This window comes from Variovorax sp. P4_D9, from assembly GCF_056401695.1.
This window is the reverse complement of sequence record NZ_JBFUIU010000050.1, coordinates 1-24,157: the sequence shown is the minus strand read 5'-3', so window position 1 is coordinate 24,157 and position 24,157 is coordinate 1. Positions and strand designations below refer to the sequence as shown.

At 68.0% G+C, this 24,157-nt stretch carries 26 protein-coding genes, 1 pseudogene and 1 riboswitch; of the genes and pseudogenes, 22 read left to right on the top strand and 5 right to left on the bottom strand.

Annotated elements, in window-relative coordinates:
* On the bottom strand, positions 1-531 hold a 531-nt coding region (locus AC1DY5_RS08310; RefSeq protein WP_478110657.1), incomplete at its 3' end, for an MBL fold metallo-hydrolase.
* Between the two features lie 96 nt (positions 532-627).
* Here AC1DY5_RS08310 and AC1DY5_RS08305 point away from each other — a divergent pair.
* The 12 genes from AC1DY5_RS08305 (at position 628) to AC1DY5_RS08250 (ending at position 12,282) form a co-directional block, all read left to right on the top strand.
* Entirely contained in the window at positions 628-1,023 is a 396-nt protein-coding gene (locus tag AC1DY5_RS08305; RefSeq protein WP_478110654.1) for a MerR family transcriptional regulator, read from the top strand.
* A 41-nt stretch (positions 1,024-1,064) separates the two neighbouring features.
* Positions 1,065-1,781: a carbonate dehydratase gene (can, locus tag AC1DY5_RS08300; protein ID WP_478110652.1), complete on the top strand. Its 717-nt coding sequence runs from the start codon at positions 1,065-1,067 to the stop codon at positions 1,779-1,781.
* Between the two features lie 7 nt (positions 1,782-1,788).
* Positions 1,789-3,600, top strand: coding sequence for a bifunctional isocitrate dehydrogenase kinase/phosphatase (gene aceK, locus AC1DY5_RS08295; protein ID WP_478110648.1), 1,812 nt, complete (start codon positions 1,789-1,791; stop codon positions 3,598-3,600).
* Between the two features lie 22 nt (positions 3,601-3,622).
* Complete coding sequence (locus AC1DY5_RS08290; RefSeq protein WP_478110645.1) at positions 3,623-4,807, top strand: acetyl-CoA C-acyltransferase; 1,185 nt, start codon at positions 3,623-3,625, stop codon at positions 4,805-4,807.
* Positions 4,808-4,811: 4 nt separating this feature from the next.
* Entirely contained in the window at positions 4,812-5,942 is a 1,131-nt protein-coding gene (locus AC1DY5_RS08285; RefSeq protein WP_478110643.1) for an acyl-CoA dehydrogenase family protein, read from the top strand.
* Between the two features lie 79 nt (positions 5,943-6,021).
* Positions 6,022-6,459, top strand: coding sequence for a YchJ family protein (locus tag AC1DY5_RS08280; protein WP_478110641.1), 438 nt, complete (start codon positions 6,022-6,024; stop codon positions 6,457-6,459).
* Positions 6,460-6,677: 218 nt separating this feature from the next.
* Positions 6,678-7,508 carry a DUF3047 domain-containing protein gene (locus tag AC1DY5_RS08275; protein WP_478110636.1) on the top strand — a complete coding sequence of 277 codons (831 nt, stop codon included), beginning with the start codon at positions 6,678-6,680 and terminating at the stop codon, positions 7,506-7,508.
* A 40-nt stretch (positions 7,509-7,548) separates the two neighbouring features.
* The gene (locus AC1DY5_RS08270; RefSeq protein WP_478110634.1) at positions 7,549-8,532 is read left to right on the top strand and encodes a rhodanese-like domain-containing protein; all 984 of its coding nucleotides are present in this window, start codon (positions 7,549-7,551) and stop codon (positions 8,530-8,532) included.
* 27 nt (positions 8,533-8,559) lie between these two features.
* A riboswitch (TPP riboswitch) is annotated at positions 8,560-8,665 on the top strand.
* 80 nt (positions 8,666-8,745) lie between these two features.
* Positions 8,746-10,626 carry a phosphomethylpyrimidine synthase ThiC gene (gene thiC, locus AC1DY5_RS08265; protein WP_478110632.1) on the top strand — a complete coding sequence of 627 codons (1,881 nt, stop codon included), beginning with the start codon at positions 8,746-8,748 and terminating at the stop codon, positions 10,624-10,626.
* Positions 10,627-10,667: 41 nt separating this feature from the next.
* Positions 10,668-11,360 carry an HAD family hydrolase gene (locus AC1DY5_RS08260; RefSeq protein ID WP_478110630.1) on the top strand — a complete coding sequence of 231 codons (693 nt, stop codon included), beginning with the start codon at positions 10,668-10,670 and terminating at the stop codon, positions 11,358-11,360.
* Between the two features lie 120 nt (positions 11,361-11,480).
* Positions 11,481-11,909, top strand: coding sequence for a patatin-like phospholipase family protein (locus AC1DY5_RS08255; RefSeq protein WP_478110627.1), 429 nt, complete (start codon positions 11,481-11,483; stop codon positions 11,907-11,909).
* Between the two features lie 238 nt (positions 11,910-12,147).
* Positions 12,148-12,282 carry a hypothetical protein gene (locus tag AC1DY5_RS08250; RefSeq protein WP_478110625.1) on the top strand — a complete coding sequence of 45 codons (135 nt, stop codon included), beginning with the start codon at positions 12,148-12,150 and terminating at the stop codon, positions 12,280-12,282.
* On the opposite strand, the gene AC1DY5_RS08245 is transcribed toward AC1DY5_RS08250, so the two are convergent.
* Positions 12,279-12,470 carry a hypothetical protein gene (locus tag AC1DY5_RS08245; protein ID WP_478110623.1) on the bottom strand — a complete coding sequence of 64 codons (192 nt, stop codon included), beginning with the start codon at positions 12,468-12,470 and terminating at the stop codon, positions 12,279-12,281. The two genes, AC1DY5_RS08250 and AC1DY5_RS08245, sit on opposite strands and share 4 nt — an antisense overlap.
* Here AC1DY5_RS08245 and AC1DY5_RS08240 point away from each other — a divergent pair.
* Positions 12,470-12,676, top strand: coding sequence for a hypothetical protein (locus AC1DY5_RS08240; protein ID WP_478110621.1), 207 nt, complete (start codon positions 12,470-12,472; stop codon positions 12,674-12,676). The two genes, AC1DY5_RS08245 and AC1DY5_RS08240, sit on opposite strands and share 1 nt — an antisense overlap.
* Positions 12,677-12,708: 32 nt before the next feature.
* Here the strand turns inward: AC1DY5_RS08240 and AC1DY5_RS08235 are convergent, their stop codons facing one another.
* Together AC1DY5_RS08235 and AC1DY5_RS08230 are read right to left on the bottom strand one after the other, a co-directional pair.
* Positions 12,709-12,963, bottom strand: a complete 255-nt coding sequence (locus tag AC1DY5_RS08235) for a hypothetical protein (RefSeq protein WP_478110617.1) — start codon at positions 12,961-12,963, stop codon at positions 12,709-12,711.
* A gap of 24 nt (positions 12,964-12,987) precedes the next feature.
* A complete protein-coding gene (locus AC1DY5_RS08230) occupies positions 12,988-14,040 on the bottom strand; it encodes an AraC family transcriptional regulator (protein WP_478110615.1) in 1,053 nt (350 codons plus the stop codon).
* Positions 14,041-14,170: 130 nt separating this feature from the next.
* On the opposite strand from AC1DY5_RS08230, the gene AC1DY5_RS08225 reads away from it, so the two are divergent.
* Genes AC1DY5_RS08225 through AC1DY5_RS08185 form a run of 9 tightly spaced genes read left to right on the top strand, consistent with a single transcriptional unit; the run spans position 14,171 to position 23,828 of the window.
* Positions 14,171-15,343: an isovaleryl-CoA dehydrogenase gene (locus AC1DY5_RS08225; protein ID WP_478110613.1), complete on the top strand. Its 1,173-nt coding sequence runs from the start codon at positions 14,171-14,173 to the stop codon at positions 15,341-15,343.
* Between the two features lie 10 nt (positions 15,344-15,353).
* Positions 15,354-17,057, top strand: coding sequence for an AMP-binding protein (locus AC1DY5_RS08220; RefSeq protein WP_478110611.1), 1,704 nt, complete (start codon positions 15,354-15,356; stop codon positions 17,055-17,057).
* The gene (locus AC1DY5_RS08215) at positions 17,054-18,664 is read left to right on the top strand and encodes a carboxyl transferase domain-containing protein (RefSeq protein ID WP_478110609.1); all 1,611 of its coding nucleotides are present in this window, start codon (positions 17,054-17,056) and stop codon (positions 18,662-18,664) included. The genes AC1DY5_RS08220 and AC1DY5_RS08215 overlap by 4 nt, the downstream gene beginning before the upstream one ends.
* Before the next feature lie 5 nt (positions 18,665-18,669).
* Entirely contained in the window at positions 18,670-19,182 is a 513-nt protein-coding gene (locus AC1DY5_RS08210) for a DinB family protein (RefSeq protein WP_478110607.1), read from the top strand.
* Positions 19,179-19,973, top strand: coding sequence for an enoyl-CoA hydratase/isomerase family protein (locus AC1DY5_RS08205; protein ID WP_478110603.1), 795 nt, complete (start codon positions 19,179-19,181; stop codon positions 19,971-19,973). The genes AC1DY5_RS08210 and AC1DY5_RS08205 overlap by 4 nt, the downstream gene beginning before the upstream one ends.
* Before the next feature lie 13 nt (positions 19,974-19,986).
* Entirely contained in the window at positions 19,987-20,658 is a 672-nt protein-coding gene (locus tag AC1DY5_RS08200) for a DUF4126 domain-containing protein (RefSeq protein WP_478110599.1), read from the top strand.
* Positions 20,651-22,645, top strand: coding sequence for an acetyl/propionyl/methylcrotonyl-CoA carboxylase subunit alpha (locus tag AC1DY5_RS08195; RefSeq protein WP_478110596.1), 1,995 nt, complete (start codon positions 20,651-20,653; stop codon positions 22,643-22,645). Before AC1DY5_RS08200 ends, AC1DY5_RS08195 begins: the two co-directional genes overlap by 8 nt.
* 48 nt (positions 22,646-22,693) lie before the next feature.
* Positions 22,694-23,623, top strand: a complete 930-nt coding sequence (locus AC1DY5_RS08190) for a 2-hydroxyacid dehydrogenase (protein ID WP_478110659.1) — start codon at positions 22,694-22,696, stop codon at positions 23,621-23,623.
* A gap of 1 nt (position 23,624) precedes the next feature.
* Complete coding sequence (locus tag AC1DY5_RS08185) at positions 23,625-23,828, top strand: type II toxin-antitoxin system PrlF family antitoxin (protein WP_478110593.1); 204 nt, start codon at positions 23,625-23,627, stop codon at positions 23,826-23,828.
* Positions 23,829-23,966: 138 nt separating this feature from the next.
* Here the strand turns inward: AC1DY5_RS08185 and AC1DY5_RS08180 are convergent.
* Positions 23,967-24,157 (bottom strand): annotated as a pseudogene (locus AC1DY5_RS08180) (IS110 family transposase); the annotation flags it as partial.

The window sequence follows — 24,157 nt, the reverse complement described above, 5'->3', positions numbered from 1 at the left end:
AACGAAGCTCGCCGGCACCGAAGGCACCATGTTGACGTAGTAGCTGGTGCGGGCGCGGATCTTGGCGACCGCCTCGGGGTCGGTGAGTCCGTGCGTGGCGAAGAAGTCGGCGGCCGCGTCGCCGCCGGCCAGCGTGTCGCCGGCGGTGGTGAGCACGCGCGCCACGTGGTAGTCAGTCGAGCTGATCCACAGCGGCGCCTTCCAGCGCTCGCACAACCAGTGCGCCAGGCCGATGTGGTCCGGGTGCATGTGGGTCACGATGACCCGCAGGATCGGCAGCCCCTGGAGCTGCGTCTCGAAGATCTGCTCCCACTGGGCGCGCGAGGCATCGTGGGAGATGCAGCAGTCGACTACGCTCCAGCCTTCGACGCCGTCGATGCTGTCGCGCAGCAGCCAGAGATTGATGTGATCGAGCGCGAAGGGGAGCGCCATGCGGATCCAGCGGATGCCGGGCGCCACTTCGACCGTCTGGCCGGGGCCCGGCAGGGTGTCGCCGAGGGGGTATTGGAGTTCGCGTTCGAGAAGGTTCATGTACGATTGACGTTAACGTAAACGTCATGGCTTTGAGCCAACATTGTAGGCAGTGCCGCCCGAATCTGCTGTCGCCCACGCTTTCCGACATTATTCATGCCTTCGCAGACCTTCACCATCGGCGAGCTCGCCAAGGAGTTCGACCTCACGACGCGAGCCATCCGCTTCTATGAGGACATGGGCCTGCTGGCGCCGCGCCGGGCCGGGCTGCAGCGCATTTACACCTCGCGCGACCGCGCCCGCCTCACGCTGACGCTGCGGGCCAAGCGCCTCGGCCTCAAGCTGACGGAGGCGCGCGAGATCCTCGACATGTACGACAGCCCGCGCGACACCGCGGTGCAGCTCGAGCGCTTCCTTGGTGTGCTCGGCGCCCACCGCGAGCAGCTCGAAGCGCAGTTGGCCGAACTGCAGGCGAACCTGGCGGAGGTTCGCGCCCAGGAAAAGAAGGCGCGCGCGGCGCTGGCCCGCACCGCGAAGCCCAAGGCGCGCTGAGGCGCGGCCCGAGCCCATCAACCCAACCGGACCGACAAGAAATGGACAACACGCCCGACTCCCTCGAGGACCTGTTCGCTCACAACCGCGCCTGGTCGGCGCGCATGGAGCGCGACCGCCCCGGCTTCTTCACCAGCCTGGTCAAGCAGCAGACGCCCAAGTACATGTGGATCGGCTGCTCCGACAGCCGGGTGCCCGCCAACCAGATCACCGGCCTCGAGCCGGGCGAGGTCTTCGTTCACCGCAACGTCGCCAATATCGTTGTGCACTCCGACCTCAACGCGTTGTCGGCGATCCAGTTCGCGGTCGAGCGGCTCAAGGTGCAGCACATCATGGTGGTCGGCCACTACGGCTGTTCGGGCGTGCAGGCGGCGCTCGAGGGCGCGCGCATCGGTATTGCCGACAACTGGATCCGCCACATCCAGGACGTGCGCGACCGCCATCGGGTGATGCTCGAGAGCCTGCCCGAGGCGGTCCGGGCGGATGCGTTGTGCGAACTCAACGTCGCCGAGCAGGTGGTCAACGTCGCGGTCAGCACCGTGATGTGCGATGCCTGGGGCCGCGGCCAGCAGGTGACCATCCATGGCTGGGCCTTCGGGGTCAACGACGGCCTGCTGCAGGACCTCGGCATGACGGTCGACGGCTCCAAGCCGCTCGAATCCCTGTACCGGGCCGCGGTGCAGCGGATCCGCTACAAGTGGAGCAAGCCGCTGGACGCCGTCCTGGGCCAGACCGAAACGATCGGGTCTCCCAAGTAGTCGAGCCATGTTCCCGCAGCGCCTCGATTCGCCGCTCGCCTATGACATCGCCCGGGCGATGCGCGACGGCTTCGATCGGCACTACCGGCTCTTTCGCGCCGAGTCGGCGCGCGCCAAGCACCGCTTCGAGACCGCCGACTGGCATGGCCAGCAGCGCGCCCAGCGCGAGCGCATCGAGTTCTACGACCTGCGGGTGGGCGAGGCGGTGGCCCGCCTCGAGAAGGAGTTCAAGGCCGGCGAGCAGCCGATGAATGTCTGGCACCAGGTCAAGCTGCACTTCATCGGCCTGCTGGTCGACCACCACCAGCCGGAGTTGGCCGAGACCTTCTTCAACTCGGTCACCACCAAGATCCTGCACCGGACTTATTTCCAGAACGATTTCATCTTCGTGCGGCCGGCGATCAGCACCGAGTACATCGAGCCGCGCGATGCGCCGACCTACCGCGCCTACTACCCGGAGCGCGAAACGCTGTCCGACACGGTCGAGCGCATGCTCGAGGACTATGCGCTGCAGGGCCGCTATGCCGACCGCCGCCGCGACGCCGAGCGGATCGCGGTCGCCATCCTCGGACGCTTCCACCAGATCAAGCTGCGCGCCAATTTCCAGCTGCAGGTGCTGTCGGGGCTGTTCTATCGCAACAAGGGCGCCTACGTGGTCGGCAAGATCAACAACGGCTTCCTCGAGATGCCGTTCGCGCTGCCGATCCTCCACGACGAGCGGGGCCGCTTCTATGTCGACGCGGCGCTGTTCGGCGAGGAAGACCTGCAGATGCTGTTCAGCTTCGCGCGGGCCTACTTCATGGTCGACATGGAGGTGCCCTCGGCCTATGTGCAGTTCCTGCGCTCGCTGATGCCGCGCAAGCCGCGGGCCGAGATCTACAACGCGCTGGGCCTTGCCAAGCAGGGCAAGACGCTGTTCTACCGCGACTTTCTCTATCACCTGCGCTACTCGACCGACAAGTTCCGGATCGCCCCGGGCATCAAGGGCATGGTGATGCTGGTGTTCGACCTGCCGTCCTTTCCCTACGTCTTCAAGGTTATCAAGGATTTCTTTCCACCGCAGAAGGACACCACGCGCGAGCAGATCAAGCGCAAGTACATGCTCGTGAAGCAGCACGACCGCGTGGGCCGGATGGCCGACACGCTGGAGTACAGCGACGTCGGCTTCCCGCTCGACCGCTTCGAGCCCGAGCTGATCGAGGAGATCCGCAAGTTCGCGCCGAGCCAGCTCGAGATCGGCGACCGCGACGGCAACGGGGAAATGGAGGTGGTGGTCAAGCACGTCTACATCGAGCGCCGCATGATCCCGCTGAACATCTTCCTGCAGGAGTCCTTCGATCTGCTGGCGCAGCCCGAGAACGCCAGGCGGGCGAGCAAGCAGTTGGAGCACGCGGTGGTCGAGTACGGCAATGCGATCAAGGACATGGTGGCGGCCAACATCTTCCCGGGCGACATGCTGTTCAAGAACTTCGGCGTCACGCGCGGCGGCAAGGTGGTGTTCTACGACTATGACGAGATCGAGTACCTCACCGATTGCAACTTCCGCAAGGTGCCGGCGCCGCGCAACGAAGAGGACGAGATGAGCGGCGAGGTCTGGTATTCGGTCGGCCCGAAGGACGTCTTCCCCGAGACCTTCGAGCCCTTCCTGCTCGGCAATCCGGCCGTGCGCGAGGCCTTTATGGCCCACCACGCCGACTTGCTCGACGCCACCTTCTGGCAGAGCCACAAGCAGCGCATCCAGGCCGGCCAGATGCTGGATGTGTTTCCGTATGACGAGTCGCTGCGATTCAGGCACGACAACCCTACCCCGTATTTCTGACAACCACTGAAGGAGCAAAACCATGAGCGAATCGATCGTGATCGTCGGCGCCGCCCGTACCCCGATGGGCGGCTTCCAGGGCGACTTTTCTTCCCTTTCGGCGCATGACCTGGGCGGCGTCGCCATCAAGGCGGCGGTCGAGCGCGCGGGCATTTCGGCCGACAGCGTCGGCGAGGTGCTGTTCGGCAACTGCCTGATGGCCGGCCAGGGCCAGGCCCCGGCACGCCAGGCGGCCTACAAGGGCGGCCTGCCCGACAGCGCCGGCGCGGTGACGCTCAGCAAGATGTGCGGCTCGGCCATGAAGGCGGCGATGCTGGCGCACGACATGCTGCTCGCGGGCACGCACGACGTCATGGTCGTCGGCGGCATGGAGAGCATGACCAATGCGCCCTACCTGATGCTCAAGGGACGCGGCGGCTACCGCATGGGCCACGACCGCATCTTCGACCACATGATGCTCGACGGCCTCGAGGACGCCTACCAGCCGGGCCGCTCGATGGGCACCTTCGGCGAGGACTGTGCGGCCAAGTACAAGTTCACGCGCGAGCAGCAGGATGCGTTCGCGATCGCCAGCGTCGAGCGGGCCAAGGCCGCGACGAGTTCGGGCGCCTTCAAGGCCGAGATCGCGGCCGTGACGGTCAAGGGCCGCGGCGGCGACACCGTGATCGAGATCGATGAAGGCCCGGGCAAGGTCAAGCTCGACAAGATCCCGACCCTGAAGCCGGCGTTCAAGAAGGACGGCGGCACCATCACCGCGGCATCGAGCTCGTCGATCAACGACGGCGCCGCGGCGCTCGTGATGATGACCGAGAGCACCGCCAAGAAGTACGGCGCCAAGCCGATCGCCCGCCTCGTCGCCCACGCCACGCACGCGCAGCAGCCCGAGTGGTTCTCGACCGCACCGGTGGGCGCGGTCGCCAAGCTGTTCAAGAAGACCGGCTGGGGCGTGAAGGATGTCGACCTGTGGGAGGTCAACGAGGCCTTCGCGGTGGTGCCGATGGCGCTGATGCACGAGCTCTCGGTGGCGCACGACATCGTCAACGTGCATGGCGGCGCCTGCGCGCTGGGCCACCCGATCGGCGCCAGCGGCGCGCGCATCATGGTGACGCTGATCCATGCGCTGCAGCAGCGCGGCAAGAAGCGCGGCGTGGCGACGCTGTGCATCGGCGGCGGCGAAGGCACCGCGGTGGCGATCGAACTCATCTGAAAACATGCTGCTCACCCCCGACCAAGAAGCCATCCGCGACGCGGTGCGCGCCTTCGCGCAATCCGAACTCTGGCCCCAGGCGCCGCTGTGGGACCGCGAGCACCGCTTTCCGAAGGCCGCGCACGAGGGCCTGGCGGCGCTCGGCGCCTACGGCATCTGCGTGCCCGAGGAAGACGGCGGCGCCGGCCTCGACTACCTGACGCTGGCGCTGGTGCTCGAAGAGATCGCCGCCGGCGACGGCGGCACCAGCACCGCGATAAGCGTCACCAACTGCCCGGTCAACGCGATCCTGATGCGCTACGGCAATGCGCAGCAGAAGAAGCAGTGGCTGCAGCCTCTGGCACAGGGCCGCATGCTCGGCGCCTTCTGCCTGACCGAGCCGCAGGCCGGCAGCGATGCCTCGTCCTTGCGCACCACGGCGCGCAAGGACGGCGAGGGCTGGGTGATCGACGGCGTCAAGCAGTTCATCACCAGCGGCAAGAACGGCCAGGTGGCGATCGTGATCGCGGTCACCGACAAGGGTGYGGGCAAGCGCGGCATGAGCGCCTTCATCGTGCCGACCGATGCGCCGGGCTACAACGTCGCGCGGCTCGAGGACAAGCTGGGCCAGCACTCGAGCGACACCGCGCAGATCAACTTCGATGCCTGCCGCATCCCGCGGGAGAACCTGATCGGCCAGGAGGGCGAGGGCTACAAGATCGCGCTCGGCGCACTCGAAGGCGGGCGCATCGGTATCGCCGCCCAGAGCGTGGGCATGGCGCGCAGCGCCTTTGAGGTGGCGCTGGCCTATGCCAAGGAGCGGCAGGCCTTCGGCGGCAGCATCTTCGACCAGCAGGCGGTGGGCTTCAGACTGGCCGACTGCGCGACCCAGCTCGAAGCGGCGCGCCAGCTGATCTGGCATGCGGCCGCCCTGCGCGACGCCGGCCTGCCCTGCCTCAAGGAGGCGGCCATGGCCAAGCTGTTCGCCAGCGAGATGGCCGAGCGCGTCTGCAGCGCGGCGATCCAGACGCTGGGCGGCTATGGCTACGTCAACGATTTCCCGCTCGAGCGCATCTACCGCGACGTGCGCGTGTGCCAGATCTACGAGGGCACGTCGGACATCCAGAAGCTGCTGATCCAGCGCGCGCTGGCCTGAGCCGCGGGGCGTCGGGGGGAGGGTGATTCCAGGGTCTGCACAATACGCCCAGGAACTTTCCTCCGCCCACGTCCCTTCCATGTCCGCATCCCCCTCCAACCCCGCCCGTGTTCCCTGCCCTTGCGGGCGTCGTGACCGACGGGAACTGCCGCTGGTCTACGCCCTGTGCTGCGGGCGCTACGTGGACGATTTCGAGAACACGCCGGCACCGGACGCCGAATCGCTGATGCGCTCGCGCTATACCGCCTTCGTGCGCGAGCGGGCCGATTACCTTCTGGCGACCTGGCACGCCTCGACGCGCCCGGCGACACTTGATTTCGAGCCCGGCGTGAAATGGCTGGGGCTCGAGGTCCGCTCGCGCTCGGTGCTCGACGCCGACCACGCCGAGGTCGAGTTCGTGGCCCGGCAGCGCAGCAGCGCCGGGGTGGCGACGCGGCTGCACGAGCGCAGTCGTTTCGTGCGCGAAGACGAGGGGGTCCACTGCCGGTGGTACTACGTCGACGGCGACCTGCACTGACCGTCTTGGGTCGTCGAATTCGCGCTTCCGTGGCGCGCAGGCTGCGCGGAAAGCTATCAATTTGGTAGCAATCTGGCGCGATTGTGCGCAAGGGAGAGACAGAGCGATTCCTTTTGGCCTATTTATTTCCCGTCCTGCCGGCCTCACACTTCGTGCAAGTCGGCAGAGCGTCCAGGGCGTTTCGTCCGACCCCTCAAAGAAGGACGAAGAGGCCCCCTATGGACAGCACGACGAAGACAGGCTGGCAGCGCCGGCTCGCTGCCGCGGCCTTGCCCGCCCTTGCGACGTTGCTGCTGTGGACGGCCGCGCCGGCCGCCGGCGCCGAAGAGGGCCCCACCCTGACGCCGTTCTCCAGCGCCCGTGGCCCCGAGGCTCCGGCGCCGTGGCGCTTCACGACCCTGCCCAACAAGACCGCCACTCGCTTCGAGGTGGTGCAGCAGGACGGCCAGCGCGTGCTCCGGGTGGAGGCCGACCAGTCCTATGGCAACCTGGTGCATGCGACCCGGACGCCGCTGAACGCCAACACGACCCTGGCCTGGCGCTGGCGCGTCGAGGAGTTCGTGCAGGATGCCGACCTGCGGACCCGGTCGGGCGACGACGGTGCGGCCAAGGTCTGCGTCTTCTTCGACTTTCCGGTCGACCGGCTGCCGGTCGGCGAGCGCACCCGGCTGGCGCTGGCACGCCGTGCCACCGGCGAGCAGGTGCCGAGCGAGGCCCTTTGCTATGTCTGGGACAACAAGGAGGCCAAGGGCAGCTCGCTCGTGAACGCCTTCACCAAGCGCATGCGCATGGTGGTGCTCGAATCGGGACCGGCGGCGCGCCCGGGCGCCTGGGTGGCCGAACGCCGCAACCTGCTGGCCGACTACAAGCGCGCTTTCGGCGAAGAGGCCGGCGACACCATGCCCGATGTGGTGGCGGTCGCGATCGCCGCCGATGCCGACAACACGCATGGCCACGGCGTGGCCTATTTTTCCGACGTCTTGCTGCAAGGCGGCGCCTCCGCGCAGCAGGCCACGACCGCGCCGGCGCGCCCCACGCAGGGAGAATAGCGCCGGCCCTCCCACTTGACGCCCTCGGTCCCGATATCCCATGAACGACTTCGTCGCACTCCTCGCCAGCCAGGGCGCCCTCCTGGTGTTCGCCGCCACGCTGGCGACGCGCCTCGGCGCGCCGGTGCCGGCGGTGCCCTTCCTGATCGTCGCCGGCGGGCTGACCGTCGGCGGGCAGGTGTCCTTCGTCGCGGTGCTGCTGGCCGCGGTGCTCGGCAACATCCTCGGCGATGGCGCCTGGTTCCTGGCCGGGCGCCGCTGGGGCTATCGCGTGATGCGACTGCTGTGCCGGATCTCGCTGTCGCCCGACTCCTGCGTCAGGCGCAGCGAGTCGATCCTCGGCCGCTGGGGCGGCCTGTCGCTGATCGCGGCCAAGTTCGTGCCCGGCGTGTCGGTGGTGGCGCCGCCGATGGCCGGTGCGCTGGGTATGTCGAACCTGCGCTTCCTGTTCTACGAAACGGTGGCGGCGTTGATCTGGACGCTGGGCTTCCTGTTCGTCGGCCGGATCTTCCATGCGGCGATCCAGGACGTGCTCGCGGTGATCTCCAACATCGGCCTGGGCGCGCTGGTGATCGGCATGCTGGCCCTGGCGGCCTTCATCGGCTGGCGCTACCGGCAACGCCGGCTGGCGCAGCAGCAGGCCGACGACATCGAACACATCCAGGTCGAAGTGCTGCGCGAAGCCCTGGCTGCGGGCGCTGGCCCGACGCTGATCGACGTCCGCTCCGACGAGGCCCGGGCCCTCGATACGCGGGCCATTCCCGGCGCCATCGGCATCGGGCTGAAGCAACTGCCGAAGCGGCTCGGTGCGTTCGCTGACGGGCGCGAACTGGTGGTCTTCTGCGACTGCCCCGACGACGCCTCGGCGATCGCGGGCGCGCGCATCCTGGCCGCCGCCGGGCTGCCGCGCGTGCGCGTGCTGGCCGGCGGGCTGGACGCCTGGGTCGCGTTGCATGCGGCGGAAGCCTCCACGGTCGAGCCGATGCGGGTGGCCGCGCCGCGGGCGGCCGCACACACCGCTTGATCCGGCGCCTGCGAACGGCCTAGAATCGGCCCCGCTCCGGGGTGCACGCAGTTGCGTGCTGAGATGGCCAAGCGGCCGAACCCGCGAACTTGATCTGGTTCATACCAGCGTAAGAAGAGCTGCGACTCCCCGGCATTCCCCCGTTCCTCGGGGAGCGATGCCGACCCGAGGCATCGCGGAGCACCCGTTGTTTTCCAAACAGGAGTGCCCCGCATGAATGCCATTGACAAGTTCGCTTCCCTCCTCACGCTCACGCGCGAGCCTTTCCCGGCCTCGACCAAGGGCGCCATCGCCGGCAGCCGGCCCGACCTTCGCGTGCCCGTGCGCGAAGTCTCGCTGACCAACGGCGAGCAGGTCTCGCTCTACGACACCTCGGGCCCGTACACCGATCCGGCCGCCGACATCGATGTCCGCCGCGGGCTGCCCGCCGTGCGCGACGCCTGGATCGCCGAGCGCAACGACACCGAGAGCTATCAAGGCCGGCTGCACTTGGCGCTCGACGACGGCGCGACGCATGCCGACCGCGATGCCCAGCGCATCGCCGAGCTGCGTGCCGGCGCCGCGGCGCTGCAACGCACGCCGCGGCGCGTTAAGTCCGGCGCCAACGTGACGCAGATGCACTACGCGCGCCGCGGCATCGTGACGCCCGAGATGGAATACGTCGCCTTGCGCGAGAACGGCCGCCGCGAATGGATGGCCGAGTACATGGCCGACGAGGCGCGCGAGAAGCGGCTGGCCGGCAATCCGATGGGCGCCCGCATCCCGAAGATCATCACGCCCGAATTCGTGCGCGAGGAAGTGGCGCGCGGCCGCGCGATCATCCCGGCCAACATCAACCACCCCGAGGTCGAGCCGATGGCGATCGGGCGCAACTTCAAGGTCAAGATCAACGCCAACATCGGCAACTCGGCGGTGACCTCCAGCATCGAGGAAGAGGTCGAGAAGCTGGTCTGGGCGATCCGCTGGGGCGCCGACAACGTGATGGACCTTTCGACCGGCCGCAACATCCACACCACGCGTGACTGGATCGTGCGCAACAGCCCGGTGCCGATCGGCACGGTGCCGATCTACCAGGCGCTGGAGAAGGTCGGCGGCGTGGCCGAGGACCTCACGTGGGAGATCTTCCGCGACACCCTGATCGAACAGGCCGAGCAGGGCGTCGACTACTTCACCATCCACGCGGGGCTGCGGCTGCCCTTCATCCACCTGACGGCGGACCGGCGCACCGGCATCGTCTCGCGCGGTGGCTCGATCATGGCCAAGTGGTGCATCTCGCACCACAAGGAGAGCTTCCTCTACACGCACTTCGAGGACATTTGCGACATCATGAAGGCCTACGACGTGAGCTTTTCGCTCGGCGACGGCCTGCGCCCCGGCTGCGCATCGGATGCCAACGACGAGGCCCAGTTCGCCGAACTGCGCACCCTTGGCGAGCTCACGCAGATCGCCTGGAAGCACGACGTGCAGACCATGATCGAGGGCCCTGGCCATGTGCCGATGCACCTGATCCAGGCCAACATGGACGAGCAGCTCAAGCACTGCCACGAGGCGCCGTTCTACACGCTGGGCCCGCTGACGATCGATATCGCGCCGGGCTACGACCACATCGCCAGCGCGATCGGCGCCGCGATGATCGGCTGGGCCGGCACCGCGATGCTGTGCTACGTCACGCCCAAGGAGCACCTGGGCCTGCCCGACCGCGACGACGTCAAGCAAGGGATCATCGCTTACAAGATCGCGGCCCATGCGGCCGACATCGCCAAGGGCCATCCGGGTGCGCGCTCGCGCGACGACGCGCTGTCCAAGGCGCGCTTCGAGTTTCGCTGGCAGGACCAGTTCAACCTCGGCCTCGACCCCGACACCGCCCGCGAGTTCCACGACGAGACCTTGCCCAAGGACAGCAGCAAGTTGGCGCATTTCTGCTCGATGTGCGGGCCGAAGTTCTGCTCGATGAAGATCACGCAGGAGGTGCGCGAGTACGCCGCCCAGCGCGGGATCGAGGCCAGCGACGCGGCCCTGGACGGCATGGCGGGCAAGTCGGCGGAGTTCAAGGCCGCAGGCGGCGAGATCTACATTCCAGTCCAGCCGGCCTGAGCGTCATGCTGGCGGCGGGGGTTCGTTGATACGATCGTCCCATGACTCCCATCCCTTTCGAAGCCGTCCTGTTCGACTGCGACGGCGTCCTGGTCGACTCCGAACCCATCACCAACCGCGTGCTCGCCGAGATGCTCGGCGAGCTCGGCTGGAGTCTCAGCACCGAGGAGTCGATGCGGATCTTCACCGGCAAGGCGGTCAAGGACGAGGCGGCGCTGATCGAGGCCAGAACCGGCTTCGCGATCACGCCCGAATGGCTGCACGGCTTTCGCGGCCGCCGCAACGAGGCGCTCGAGCGCGACCTGCTGGCCATTCCGAACGCCGCGCTGGCCGTGCGCGCCCTGAATGCGGCGCTGGATGGCAGGATAGCCTGCGCTTCGGGCGCCGATCGCCACAAGGTCGAGCTGCAGCTCGCGAAGATCGGGATCCTCGACTGCTTCGAGGGACGCATCTTCAGCGGCCACGAAATGCCGCGCTCCAAGCCGGCGCCCGACGTCTACCTGGCGGCCGCATCGGCGCTCGGCGTCGACCCGGCGCGCTGCGCGGTGATCGAGGACACGGTCACCGGGGCCATGGCCGGCGTCGCCGCCGGTGCGACCGTGTTCGGCTACAGCCCGACCGACCTGGGCCACAGCGGGCCCGAAGCCCTGCGTGCCGTGGGCGCCGTGCAGGTGTTCACCGACATGGCGCAGCTTCCGGCGCTGCTGGCCGACTGGCGCTCCGCGTTCGCCTGAATACGCTCCCATGCACGGCTTGCGCGCGCTCTGTGGTCCCTTGATCGCCGTCAGCCTGGCGGGCTGCTCGTCGGGCTCAACGAGCCCCTGGTCGACGGGCCGCCATCGCCCTCGGTCCTCATGGCGCCGGAGTCGGGCCGGGATCCGACGATCCTGGTGGCCGTCAAGCTGTCCGGCGGCGGTGCGCGGGCCGCGGCATTCGGCTATGGCGTGCTGGAGGAGCTGCGGCGCACTAAGGTCGATCTGAACGGCCGCCGCTCCGACCTGCTCGACGCCACCGGCGTGATCAGCGGCGTGTCGGGCCGCAGCATCCTGGCGGCCTACTACGCGGCCTTCGGCGCCGACAAGCTGCAGGACTTCGAACGCGACTTCCTGCGCCAGAACTTCCGGAACAGCCTGATCCTGCAGGCGCTGCGGCCCGGCAGCCTGTACGACCTGACTTCCCCCTGGTACGGTGGCAGCCACTTGCTGGTGCGCCGACTCGACGAGATCTACGAGGCAAGACCTACGCCGACATCGAGCGCAACCCGCGCCACCCGCAGTTGGTGATCGCGGCCACCGACATGTCGCTGGGCACGGCCTTCGAATTCACGGCCGACCAGTTCGCATTGATCTGCTCCGACTTGCAGAGCGTGCCCCTGTCCTTCGCGGTCGCGGCCTCCTCGGCGGTGCCGATCCTGCTGAGTCCGCTGACGCTTCAGAACTATTCGCAGGAATGCCGCGAGCTCGGCATCGTGCCGCGGCTCGCGGGGCGCGGCGGCGGCAACTACGGGCCCGGATGTTCCGCATGCAGGCCAACAGCTACCTGGACGCCCAGAGCCGCCCCTTCATCCACCTGGTCGATGGCGGCGTTGCCGACAACCTCGCGGTGCGCCGGCTGCTCGACCGCGCCTTGATCGGCGGCGGCTTGCGGCAGAGCTAGAAGTCGGCATCCCGCGCGGCAGCGTGCGCAAGCTGGTGGTGATCAGCGTCAATTCGGCGCGCGACGCGGCCAACGATCAGATCGATATCGTGCCTGGCGTTCGGGCGGTGGCCGACACGCTGCTGTTCGGGGCCGGCGCGCGCGCCACCCTGGAAACCCAGGAGTTCCTGCTCGATAACACTCGCCAATGGCGGGAGGGTGCAGCGCCGATGGCTCGGACGCCTTTGCCCCCGATGCCGAGATTCACGTCGTGCAGGTCAGCCTGCGCGACGCCGCGGACGGCGAATTGGGGCAGCGGCTGCTGCAGGTGTCGACCGCGTTCTCGATCAGCGACGACGAGGTGGCGCGGCTGATCGCAGCCGGGCGCAGCGTGCTGCAGCGCTCGCGCGACTGAAGAAGTCCCTGGGCGAGGACTGAAGCGAAGGCTCAGGCGTTGCCGCGCGGCAGCGTGGCCCTTGCCATGGTGGTCAGCGAGAGCGTCATCGCCTGGGCCCGGTCGGCCCACATGCGCGACACCAGATGGTCCGCGTTTTCAGTCACGAAGCCGCTGTTGCGGGTGCGGCCCGATGTCGCGATGAAATCCATCAAGTCGGCGAAGGCGTCGCTGTCGGTGTCGGGAATCTGCTGCATGCGGCGATGGTAGGGCGCGCCGAGCCCCCTTCTTGTCAGACGTTCTCCCATCGGACGATTCCGAGCACACTTTTTTCACGAATCCGCGTTCCCCTTGCGTGGCGCCAGGCCGTGCCGCCGGAAGGTGCCTGGTGCGACGCCGGTCCAGCCGCGAAACGCGCGCGAGAAGCTTTTCTCATTGCGAAAACCGACCGCTAGCGCGATCTGCTTGATCGGCCGGTCGGTGCGCCGCAGCTGGTCGGCCGCCGCTTCGTGCCGGATCTCGTCCTTGAGTGCCTGCAGCGAGACGCCTTCCTCCATCAATTGTCGATGCAGGGTGCGGCTCGACAGGTTCAGCTGCGCGGCCAGCGCCTCGGCGGTCGCGGCTTCGGCGGCGCGGCTGCGCAGCAGCTCGCGCACCCGCTGGCCGAGCAGCCGGTCGCGGCGGTATTGGAGCACCGTGAGCGGCAGGGCGCGCCGCAGCATGGTGCGCAGCGCCGCCTCGTCGCGCCGCAACGGCAGCGCCAGGTAGCGCGGGTCGAAGCTGTAGCTGGCCTGGGCGGCGCCGAAGCGCAGGCTGCCGCCGAACATCAGCGGATAGGCCTCGCGGTGCGGCGGCGCCTCGAACGGAAAGGTGGTGGCGCTCAGCGACACCCGCGAATCGATGGCCCAGCAGGCGTAGCCATGCAGGAAGCGCAAGTTCGACACCAAGCAGAACTCGCGGAACTCGCCGAGCGGGCGGTGCTCGGTGATCGACACCGTCGCCAGGCCGCCGGCGACCGAGAGATCGAGCGCGATGTCGTCGGTCAAGAGCCGCAGGTGCCGGCACCAGCGCTTGATCGCGACGCCGAGGTCGGGCGCCCCCAGCGAGGCCCGGCACAGCATGCCGTAGCTGCCCCACGGAAGCCGACGCTGGAACCAGCCGAGCGCCTCGTCGTCGAGCTGCTGCATCGCGAAGCCGGACAGGGTCTCGAACTGCGCGGCGGTCACGCGTGCGGCTGGATCTGCGAGTTCATGCGGCGTGATCTGTGCCTCCGCCAGGGCCGCCGAGGGGTCGGCGCCGTAGCGCGCGTAGGCCCGCACAATCGCTTGGACGAAGGCCATCGGCGTGGCCGCGCGGCGGGTGCTCTGGAGCGGTGACGAGGGCATGGCGGCGAGCGAGAAATGTGGCGGGATTTGCAACCATTGTGGCGCCAAATGCACCGGCACACGGCGTAAGCTGCGCCTCTCCGCCCGGGAAATTTCCGGTGCGGGACTGACCGACCAAGGAGACAAACCCATGCACGATCCCGGCCTGAACTTCGACCTGGGCGACACCATCGATTCCCTGCGCGACGCGATCCAGGACTTCGCCGCCCACGAGATCACGCCGCGCGCCGCCGACATCGACCGCGAGAACCTGTTCCCGGCCGACTTGTGGAAGAAGCTCGGCGACCTCGGCCTGCACGGCATGACCGTCAAGGAGAAATACGGCGGCACCGAGCTCGGCTACCTGGCGCACATCGTCGCGATGGAAGAGGTCTCGCGGGCCTCGGCCTCGGTCGGCCTCTCCTATGGCGCGCACTCCAACCTGTGCGTCAACCAGATCCACCGCAACGGCAACGAAGCGCAGAAGAAGAAATACCTGCCCAAGTTGGTCAGCGGCGAGCACGTCGGCGCGCTGGCCATGAGCGAGCCCAATGCGGGTTCCGACGTGGTCAGCATGAAGCTCAGGGCCGAGAAGAAGGGCGACCGCTACGTGCTCAACGGCGGCAAGATGTGGATCACCAATGGCGGCGACGCCGACACGCTGGTGATCTATGCCAAGACCGAGCCCGAGATGGGTGCCCGCGGCATGACCGCCTTCATCGTCGAGAAGGGCTTCAAGGGCTTCTCGGCCGGCACCAAGCTCGACAAGCTCGGCATGCGCGGCTCCAACACCTTCCCGCTCTACTTCGACAACTGCGAGGTGCCCGAGGAGAACGTGCTGGGCGGCGAGGGCATGGGCGCCAAGGTGCTCATGAGCGGCCTCGACTTCGAGCGCGCCGTGCTCTCCGGCGGCCCGCTGGGCATCATGGCCGCCTGCATGGACGCGGTGCTGCCCTTCGTCCACGAGCGCCAGCAGTTCGGCCAGAGCATCGGCGAGTTCCAGCTGATGCAGGGCAAGCTGGCCGACATGTACTCGACCTGGCAGGCCACGCGCGCCTATGTCTACGCGGTCGGCAAGGCCTGCGACCGCAGCGACCATGCGCGCACCTTCCGCAAGGACGCGGCCGGCGCCATCCTCTACTCGGCCGAGAAGGCGACCTGGATGGCCGGCGAGGCGATCCAGGCGCTCGGCGGCGTCGGCTACACCAAGGACTTCCCGGTCGAGCGGCTGTGGCGCGATGCCAAGCTCTACGAGATCGGCGCCGGCACCAGCGAGATCCGGCGCATGCTGATCGGCCGAGAGCTGTTCGCAGAGACGGCCTGACGGAGGCGCGATGAACCCGACGCTGAGCATGGCGCAAGGCGCCACCGACGTGCCGCTGATCGAGCAGACGATCGGCGACTTCTTCGACGACATGGCCGCCCGCCAGGGCGACCACGAGGCGCTGGTCAGCGTGCACGAGAACAAGCGCTACAGCTACCGCGAACTGCAGCGCGAAGTCGACCGCCTCGCCAGCGCCCTGCTGGGCCTGGGGCTGGTGCCGGGCGACCGCGTCGGCATCTGGTCGCACAACAACGCGTCCTGGGTGCTGATGCAGCTGGCCACGGCCAAGGTCGGCATCGTCCTAGTCAACATCAACCCGGCCTATCGCAGCTCGGAACTCGAGTACGCGCTCAACAAGGTGGCGTGCAAGGCGCTGGTCACGATGAAGAGCTTCAAGACCAGCGACTACGTCGGCATGCTGCGCGAGCTGGCGCCCGAGCTTGCTGCGGCGGCGCCCGGTGCCTTGAAGGCCGCCCGGCTGCCGCATCTGCGCAGCGTGGCCTGGATCGACGCGGCCGGCGACGAGGGCGAACTGCCTGGACTGATGCGCTTCTCGGCGCTGCACGACAGCGGCGATGCCGACGATCCGCAGGTCGATGCCATCGCGAAGACGCTCAAGGCCAGCGACCCGATCAACATCCAGTTCACCAGCGGCACCACCGGCTTCCCCAAGGGCGCGACGCTGACGCATCGCAACATCCTCAACAACGGCTTCTTCATCGGCGAGTGCATGAAGCTGTCGCCGGTCGATCGCCTCTGCATCCCGGTGCCGCTCTACCACTGCTTCGGCATGGTGCTGGGCAACCTGGCTTGCCTCACGCATGGCGCGACCATCGTCTATCCGAACGACGGCTTCGACCCGCTGACGGTGATGCAGACGGTGCAGGCCGAGAAGTGCACCGGGCTGCACGGCGTGCCGACGATGTTCATCGCCGAACTCGACCATCCGCGCTTCAAGGAGTTCGACTTCTCGTCCCTGCGCACCGGCATCATGGCCGGCTCGCCCTGCCCGACCGAGGTCATGAAGCGGGTGGTCGAGCAGATGCACCTGCGCGAGATCACGATCGCCTACGGCATGACCGAGACCAGCCCGGTGAGCTGCCAGAGCTCGACCGACACGCCGCTCGAGAAGCGCGTGTCGACCGTCGGCACGGTGCAGCCGCACCTCGAGATCAAGATYGTCGATCCGGTCACGGGCGATATCGTGCCGCGCGGCAGCTCGGGCGAGTTCTGCACCCGCGGCTATTCCGTGATGCACGGTTACTGGGATGACCCGGAGAAGACCCGCGAGGCGATCGACGCCGACGGCTGGATGCACACCGGCGACCTCGCCACCATGGACGCCGAGGGCTACGTCAACATCGTCGGCCGCATCAAGGACATGGTGATCCGCGGCGGCGAGAACATCTACCCGCGCGAGATCGAGGAGTTTCTGTATCGCCATCCGAAGGTGCAGGACGTGCAGGTGGTCGGGCTGCCCGACAAGAAGTACGGCGAGGAGCTGTGCGCCTGGATCATCGCCAAGCCAGGCCAGAGCCTGAGCGCCGACGAGGTGCGCGAGTTCTGCAAGGGCCAGATCGCGCACTACAAGGTGCCGCGCTACATCGAGTTCGTGACCCAGTTCCCGATGACGGTCACGGGCAAGATCCAGAAGTTCAAGATTCGCGAAGCCATGAAAGACCAGCTCGGGCTGGACGAGGACAAGACTGCATGAAGCTCGAGACCCAACTCAACGCCCGATCGGCGGATTTCCAGGCCAACGCGAGCGCGATGCGCGCGCTGGTCGACGATCTGCATGCGCAGTTCGCCAAGGTCGAGGCCGGCGGCGGCGAGGCGGCGCGCAGCAAGCACACGGCCCGCGGCAAGCTGCTGCCGCGCGACCGCGTGGCGCAGCTACTGGACCCGGRCACGCCCTTTCTCGAGGTGGCGCCGCTCGCCGCCCATGCCATGTACCACGGCGCGGCGCCCGGGGCGGGCCTGATCGCGGGCATCGGCCGGGTCAGCGGCGTCGACTGCATGATCGTCTGCAACGACGCGACCGTGAAGGGCGGCACCTACTATCCCGTCACTGTCAAGAAGCACCTGCGCGCGCAGGAGATCGCCGAGCAGAACCGCCTGCCCTGCATTTACCTGGTCGACTCGGGCGGCGCCAACCTGCCGAACCAGGACGAAGTGTTTCCGGACCGCGACCACTTCGGCCGCATCTTCTACAACCAGGCGCAGATGAGCGCGCAGGGCATCGCGCAGATCGCGGTCGTGATGGGCTCCTGCACGGCCGGCGGCGCCTACGTGCCGGCGATGAGTGACGAAAGCATCATCGTCAAGAACCAGGGCACCATCTTTCTCGGCGGCCCGCCCCTGGTGAAGGCGGCCACCGGTGAGGTGGTGACGGCGGAAGACCTGGGTGGCGGCGACGTCCACACGCGGCTGTCGGGCGTGGCCGACCACCTGGCGCAGAACGACCTGCATGCGCTGGCGCTGGCGCGCGCGGCGGTGGCCAATCTCAATGCCCGCAACGCAACTGCCGCTGCACCGCCCGCGAGTGCCATCCGGGCTCCGGCGTGCCCGACGGAAGAGCTCTACGGCGTGATTCCGACCGACACCCGCAAGCCCTTCGACGTCCGCGAGATCATCGCCCGCATCGTCGACGGCAGCGAGTTCCACGAGTTCAAGTCGCGCTTCGGCAGCACCCTGGTCTGCGGCTTCGCCGAGATCGAGGGCATGCCGGTGGGCATCGTCGCCAACAACGGCATCCTGTTCAGCGAATCGGCACAGAAGGGCGCCCACTTCATCGAGCTGTGCTGCCAGCGCAAGACGCCGCTGGTGTTCCTGCAGAACATCACGGGCTTCATGGTCGGGCGCAAGTACGAGAACGAAGGCATTGCGCGCCACGGCGCCAAGATGGTGACGGCCGTGGCCACCGCCAACGTGCCCAAGTTCACGATCATCATCGGCGGCAGTTTCGGGGCCGGCAACTACGGCATGTGCGGCCGCGCGTACTCGCCGCGCTTCCTCTGGATGTGGCCCAACGCGCGGATCAGCGTGATGGGCGGCGAGCAGGCCGCGAGCGTGCTGGCCACGGTCAAGCGCGACGGCATCGAGGCCAAGGGCGGGCAGTGGAGCGCCGAAGAAGAGGAAGCCTTCAAGTCGCCGATCCGCCAGCAGTACGAGGTGCAGGGCCATCCCTACTACGCCACCGCGCGGCTCTGGGACGACGGCATCATCGACCCGGCCGACACCCGGCGCGTGCTGGCGCTGGGCTTGGCGGCGGCGCGCAATGCACCGATCCCCGAGCCGAAGTTCGGCATCTTCCGCATGTGAGCGCGATGTCGCTGCCGAACTACTTCGCCAGCCTCGCGCGCTACCACGCGTGGGCGACGCAGCGGCTGGTCGCGTCGAACCTGCAGGGGCTGTCCGATGACGAGTGGCATCGCGACTGCGGGCTGTTCTTTCGCTCGGTGCACCGCACGGTCAACCATCTGCTGCTGACCGACAACATCTGGTTCGCGCGCTTCGCCGAAGGCCAGTCGCTGCGCCTGGCGCTCGATACCGAATTGCACGCGGACCGCATCGAGGTCTGCAATGCGCTCGGCCAGGCCGTGACGCGCTGGAGCCCCTGGCTTGCGGCCCTGGCGCCGGAGCGTTTCGAAGGCGAACTCGCCTACACCCGCAACAACGGCGACGAGGTGCGCATTCCGTTCGCGCCGGCGCTCGGCCATGTCTTCAACCACGCGACCCACCATCGCGGCCAACTCAGCGCCGCGCTGACCGCAATGGCCGAGCCCGCGCCTGAGATTGATTGGGTCTATCTGCTGCAACAGGAAGCGAAATCGTCATGAGCACGTCTTTCACCACGCTGAAGCTGTCGATCGAAGGTGCTGTCGCACGCATCTGGCTCGACCAGCCCGACGCCCGCAATGCCTTCGACGACACCGTGATCGCCGAGCTGACCCAGGCCTTCCTCGACGCCGGCGCCGCGCCGCAGGTCAAGGCCGTCGTCCTCGGCGCCAACGGCCCGGCCTTCTGCGCCGGCGCCAACCTCAACTGGATGAAGCGCATGGCCGATTATTCGCGCGACGAGAACGTCGCCGACGCGGGCAAGCTGGCCACCATGCTGCGCACCATTGCCGACTGCCCCAAGCCCACCATCGCGCGCGTGCAGGGCGATGTCTATGCCGGCGGCATGGGGCTGGTCGCGGCCTGCGACATCGCGGTCAGCGTCGACGCCGCCTGGTACTGCCTCAGCGAGGTCCGGATCGGCCTGGTCCCGGCGACCATCAGCCCCTATGTGCTGCGCGCGATGGGCACCCGGGCGGCGCAGCGCTGGTTCCTCACGGCCGAGCGCTTCGCGGCGGCCGAGGCGCATCGCATCGGCTTCGTGCACGAGGTGGTGGCGGCCGACGCGCTCGATGCCAAGGTGGCCGAGATCGTCAAGGCGCTGACCAGCGCCAGCCCGGCCGCGGTGCGGGCCTGCAAGACATTGATCGCTGACGTGGCGGGTCAGGAGATCGACGACGCGCTGATCGCGAAGACGGTGCAGGGCATTGCCGACATCCGCGCCAGCGAGGAAGGGCGCGAGGGCGTCCAGTCTTTCCTGCAGAAGCGCAAGCCCTCGTGGTTGAGCGTGTGACACGGAGCCCCCCATGACCTCGCTCGACATGCCGCAACTGCTCGCCCTGGCGGCCGCGCTCGGCTGGGCCAGCGGCGTGCGGCTGTACCTGGTGGTGCTGCTGACCGGTCTCGCCGGCTACCTCGACTGGATCCCGCTGCCCAGCGGGCTCCAGCTGCTGGCGCACCCCGTGGTGCTGGCGGCCAGCGGCTTCATGGTCTTCGTCGAGTTCTTCGCCGACAAGATCCCGGGCCTCGATTCGATCTGGGACATGGTCCACACCGCGATCCGCATTCCCGCCGGCGCTGCGCTCGCGGCTGGTGTGTTCGGCGCCGATCACGCGGCGCTGGCGCTGGTGGCCGCCTTGCTCGGCGGCGGTTTCGCGGCCACTGCGCATGCGGCCAAGGCCACCACGCGGGCCGCGATCAACACCTCGCCCGAGCCCTTCACCAACGTCGGCGCCTCGCTGATCGAGGACACCGTGGTGCCTGCCGGCCTGTGGCTGGCGGTCGCGCATCCGCTGGTGTTCGGCCTGTTGTTCATCGTCGTGCTGGTCGCCAGCGTCTGGCTGATCCGCAAGAGCTGGCGCTTCCTCAAAGCCTTGTTCGGCCGTGTGGCGCGGATCTTCAGCGGCCGGTCCGATCCCGGCGTCGTGCCCGCCTTCCAGCTCAAGAAAAATCCTCCTGGAGACTCATCGAATGTTTAAGAAGATCCTGATCGCCAACCGTGGGGAGATTGCCTGCCGTGTGGCCGCTACCGCGCGCCGCATGGCCGTGCGCACGGTGGCCGTGTACTCCGACGCCGACGCCCACGCCAACCACGTGCGCGCCTGYGACGAGTCGGTGTACCTCGGCGGCAGCGCGCCCAAGGAGAGCTACCTTCGCTGGGAGAAGATCCTCGAGGCCGCCAGGGCCGCGGGCGCCGAGGCGGTGCATCCGGGCTACGGCTTCCTGAGCGAGAACGAGGAATTTGCGCAGGCCTGCGCCGATGCCGGCCTGGTCTTCATCGGCCCGCCGCCCTCGGCGATCAAGGCCATGGGACTGAAGGCCGAATCGAAGCAGCTGATGGAGAAGGCCGGCGTGCCGCTGGTGCCCGGCTACCACGGCAGCGACCAGAACCCGGCGCTGCTCCAGCGCGAGGCCGACCGCATCGGCTACCCGGTGCTGATCAAGGCCAGCGCCGGCGGCGGCGGCAAGGGCATGCGCGTGGTCGAGAAGGCGGGCGACTTCGCCGCCGCGCTGGCCTCGTGCCAGCGCGAGGCGATCAACAGCTTCGGCGACGACGCGGTGCTGATCGAGAAGTACGTACAGCGGCCGCGCCACATCGAGATCCAGGTCTTCGGCGACACAAAGGGCAACTACGTCTACCTGTTCGAGCGCGACTGCTCGGTGCAGCGGCGCCACCAGAAGGTGCTCGAGGAAGCGCCCGCGCCCGGCATGACCGAAGCGATGCGCAAGCAGATGGGCGAGGCGGCTGTCGCGGCGGCGCGAGCGGTGAACTACGTCGGCGCGGGCACGGTCGAGTTCATCGTCGAGCAGCGCGGTGATGCGGAAATGAACTTCTTCTTCATGGAGATGAACACGCGGCTGCAGGTCGAGCACCCGGTGACCGAGGCGATCACCGGCCTCGACCTGGTCGAATGGCAGCTGCGCGTGGCGTCCGGCGAGGCGCTGCCCCTGAAGCAGGAGCAGTTGCAGATCCACGGCCATGCGATCGAGGCGCGCATCTGCGCCGAGAACCCCGACAACAATTTCCTGCCGGCCACTGGCACCCTGCGGGTCTATCGCAAGCCGCAGGCCACGACCTTCCAGCGCAGCCGCGTGCGCATCGATGACGGCGTGCGCGAGGGCGGCGTGATCTCGCCCTTCTACGATTCGATGATTGCCAAGCTGATCGTGCATGGCGCAACGCGCGAAGAGGCGCTGGCGCGGCTCGACCTGGCGCTGGCGCAGACCCACATCGTCGGCGTGGCGACCAATGTGCAGTTCCTGCGCGGCATCCTGCGCACCGATTCGTTCGCCAATGCCAGGCTCGACACCGCGCTGATCGAGCGCGAGCGCTCGGTGCTGTTTGACCAGGAGCCGCTCGGACTGCCGCTGGCGGCCGCGGCATCGATCGCGTGCACCTTGCTGGCCGAGGCGGCGGGCGCCAGTGCCGATCCGTTCAGCCGGCGTGACGGCTGGCAGTCGCATGGCGTGGCGACCCGGCCCTTCGAATTCGAGTTCCGCGGCGAGCCGAAAAGTGCCACGCTGCGCTACCTGCACGATGGCGCGCTCACGCTCCAGGTCGGCGAGGTCTCGGGGCCGCTCGTGATCGGCAGCTTCCCCTCGGGCGAGCTCGAACTGCAGTTCAACGGCCAGCGGCACACGCTCAACGTCTACGAGGATGAGGCCACGGCCTATTTGTTCGGCGCCGAGGGCGCGACCCGGATCGTCGCCATCGACCGGCTCGCGCATGCCGGAGAGACGCATGCCGAGGGCGGCCGCCTCACGGCGCCGATGCCCGGTAAGGTGGTGTCCTTCGCGGTCAAGGCGGGCGACAAGGTCAGCCGCGGCCAACCCTTGGCGGTGATGGAGGCGATGAAGATGGAGCACACGATTGCGGCGCCGGCCGACGGCACGGTCGAGGAACTGTTGTACGTGCCGGGGGACCAGGTCGCGGAGGGGGCTGAACTGCTGCGCATCGCGGCTTAGGCCGACGCCGAGGCGGGTCGCATTTAAGCTCGGGGGATGACTTCCCGAATCCGAATCACCGTTTGCCTGACCGACAACCGCCCCGATCCCTGGATCGAGGGCCTGCGCGCCGCCATGCCCGAAGCCGAGGTGGAGAACTGGGCGCCCGGCGCCGCGCCGGCCGACCATGCCGTGGTCTGGGCGCCGCCGCAGCAGTTTCTTGACGAGCAGCCGGGCCTGCGCGGGCTGTTCAACATCGGCGCGGGTGTCGATGCGCTGCTCAAGCTCAAGGTGGCGCCGCAGACGAAGGTGGTGCGGCTCGACGACGCCGGCATGTCGGTGCAGATGGCCGAGTACGTCTGCCATGCGCTGATCCGGCATTTTCGCGAGTTCGACGCCTACGAGGCCGAAGCGCGAGCCGGCCGCTGGAGCTACCGCAAGCCGCGCGAGCGGAGCGACTTCCCGGTCGGCGTGATGGGGCTCGGCGTGCTCGGCGAGCGCGTGGCCAAGGCTGTGGCGCAGTTCGAGTTTCCGGTGAATGGCTGGAGCCGTTCGCCCAAGCAGATCGACGGCTTGCGCTGCTTCGCCGGTGAGTCCCAGTTCGACGACTTTCTCGGCGCCAGCCGCGTGCTCGTGAACCTCCTGCCGCTGACCGCCGAGACGCGCGGCATCCTGAACCGCGACACGCTGTCGAAGCTCAATGGCGGCCGCCCCGGCGGCTACCTGATCAACGTGGCGCGCGGTGCGCACCTGGTCGACGATGACCTGATTCCGCTGCTCGACAGCGGACTGCTCGCCGGTGCCACGCTCGATGTCTTCAACGTCGAACCGCTGCCGGCCGGGCATCCGCTCTGGTCACATCCGAAGATCACGGTGACGCCGCATGGCTCGGCGCGGACCGAGCGCGACACATCGATCAAGCAGATCGTTGGGAAGATCCGGGCGATGGAGCGGGGGGAGGCGGTGGCGGGGGTAGTGGATACCGGGCGAGGGTACTGAAATGGATGGCCTTGGCGGAATTCGACGCCGCACCGAGGGAACTGATCCAGAGCGTGTGCGGGTGCTCCGGCTTATTGACCTCGACATTGCTGCACATCCAGAGCGGCTGCAATCCATCGATGTTGCATGCCTTCAGCGCATTCAGGCGCTGGTCGGTGATGCGAGCGTGGATCTCGGGGTGTCGCTGTCGGCGGATGGTGAATGAGTGCGGCGTCCTCCGGCTGAGGGCCGGCTGATGATCGCCTCTCGCGTAGCTCGCGCGGGATGCGTTCCCGGCGCGTTCGAAACCCAATGCCGGTAGTCGCATTCGACTCTGCCCGCGTCTGAGATGAAACGTCCCTCTTCAAACAGGTGTGACCTGCACCGCGTAGCCGATCTGTTGGAGCCGTCGGATCAGGCGGTTGGCAGTTTTGTGGGCGTCGGCGCGGTCGAAGTGGGCGGCGCCGAGGTCGTGCCATTCGGTGCCGTCGCGCAGCATGTGCCAGGCGGCAGTGAGCATGGAGGCGGCCACGCCGATGATGGCCTTCTTGGCGC

Excerpts from the sequence above, each read along its gene's own strand:
- AC1DY5_RS08305 (WP_478110654.1), top strand. The coding sequence starts at position 628 with ATGCCTTCGCAGACCTTCACCATCGGCGAGCTCGCCAAGGAGTTCGAC.
- can (WP_478110652.1), top strand. The coding sequence starts at position 1,065 with ATGGACAACACGCCCGACTCCCTCGAGGACCTGTTCGCTCACAACCGC.
- aceK (WP_478110648.1), top strand. The coding sequence starts at position 1,789 with ATGTTCCCGCAGCGCCTCGATTCGCCGCTCGCCTATGACATCGCCCGG.
- AC1DY5_RS08290 (WP_478110645.1), top strand. The coding sequence starts at position 3,623 with ATGAGCGAATCGATCGTGATCGTCGGCGCCGCCCGTACCCCGATGGGC.
- AC1DY5_RS08280 (WP_478110641.1), top strand. The coding sequence starts at position 6,022 with ATGTCCGCATCCCCCTCCAACCCCGCCCGTGTTCCCTGCCCTTGCGGG.
- AC1DY5_RS08275 (WP_478110636.1), top strand. The coding sequence starts at position 6,678 with ATGGACAGCACGACGAAGACAGGCTGGCAGCGCCGGCTCGCTGCCGCG.
- AC1DY5_RS08270 (WP_478110634.1), top strand. The coding sequence starts at position 7,549 with ATGAACGACTTCGTCGCACTCCTCGCCAGCCAGGGCGCCCTCCTGGTG.
- thiC (WP_478110632.1), top strand. The coding sequence starts at position 8,746 with ATGAATGCCATTGACAAGTTCGCTTCCCTCCTCACGCTCACGCGCGAG.
- AC1DY5_RS08260 (WP_478110630.1), top strand. The coding sequence starts at position 10,668 with ATGACTCCCATCCCTTTCGAAGCCGTCCTGTTCGACTGCGACGGCGTC.
- AC1DY5_RS08255 (WP_478110627.1), top strand. The coding sequence starts at position 11,481 with ATGGCGCCGGAGTCGGGCCGGGATCCGACGATCCTGGTGGCCGTCAAG.
- AC1DY5_RS08250 (WP_478110625.1), top strand. The coding sequence starts at position 12,148 with ATGCAGGCCAACAGCTACCTGGACGCCCAGAGCCGCCCCTTCATCCAC.
- AC1DY5_RS08240 (WP_478110621.1), top strand. The coding sequence starts at position 12,470 with ATGGCGGGAGGGTGCAGCGCCGATGGCTCGGACGCCTTTGCCCCCGAT.
- AC1DY5_RS08235 (WP_478110617.1), bottom strand. The coding sequence starts at position 12,963 with ATGGGAGAACGTCTGACAAGAAGGGGGCTCGGCGCGCCCTACCATCGC.
- AC1DY5_RS08230 (WP_478110615.1), bottom strand. The coding sequence starts at position 14,040 with ATGCCCTCGTCACCGCTCCAGAGCACCCGCCGCGCGGCCACGCCGATG.
- AC1DY5_RS08225 (WP_478110613.1), top strand. The coding sequence starts at position 14,171 with ATGCACGATCCCGGCCTGAACTTCGACCTGGGCGACACCATCGATTCC.
- AC1DY5_RS08210 (WP_478110607.1), top strand. The coding sequence starts at position 18,670 with ATGTCGCTGCCGAACTACTTCGCCAGCCTCGCGCGCTACCACGCGTGG.
- AC1DY5_RS08205 (WP_478110603.1), top strand. The coding sequence starts at position 19,179 with ATGAGCACGTCTTTCACCACGCTGAAGCTGTCGATCGAAGGTGCTGTC.
- AC1DY5_RS08200 (WP_478110599.1), top strand. The coding sequence starts at position 19,987 with ATGACCTCGCTCGACATGCCGCAACTGCTCGCCCTGGCGGCCGCGCTC.
- AC1DY5_RS08185 (WP_478110593.1), top strand. The coding sequence starts at position 23,625 with ATGGATGGCCTTGGCGGAATTCGACGCCGCACCGAGGGAACTGATCCA.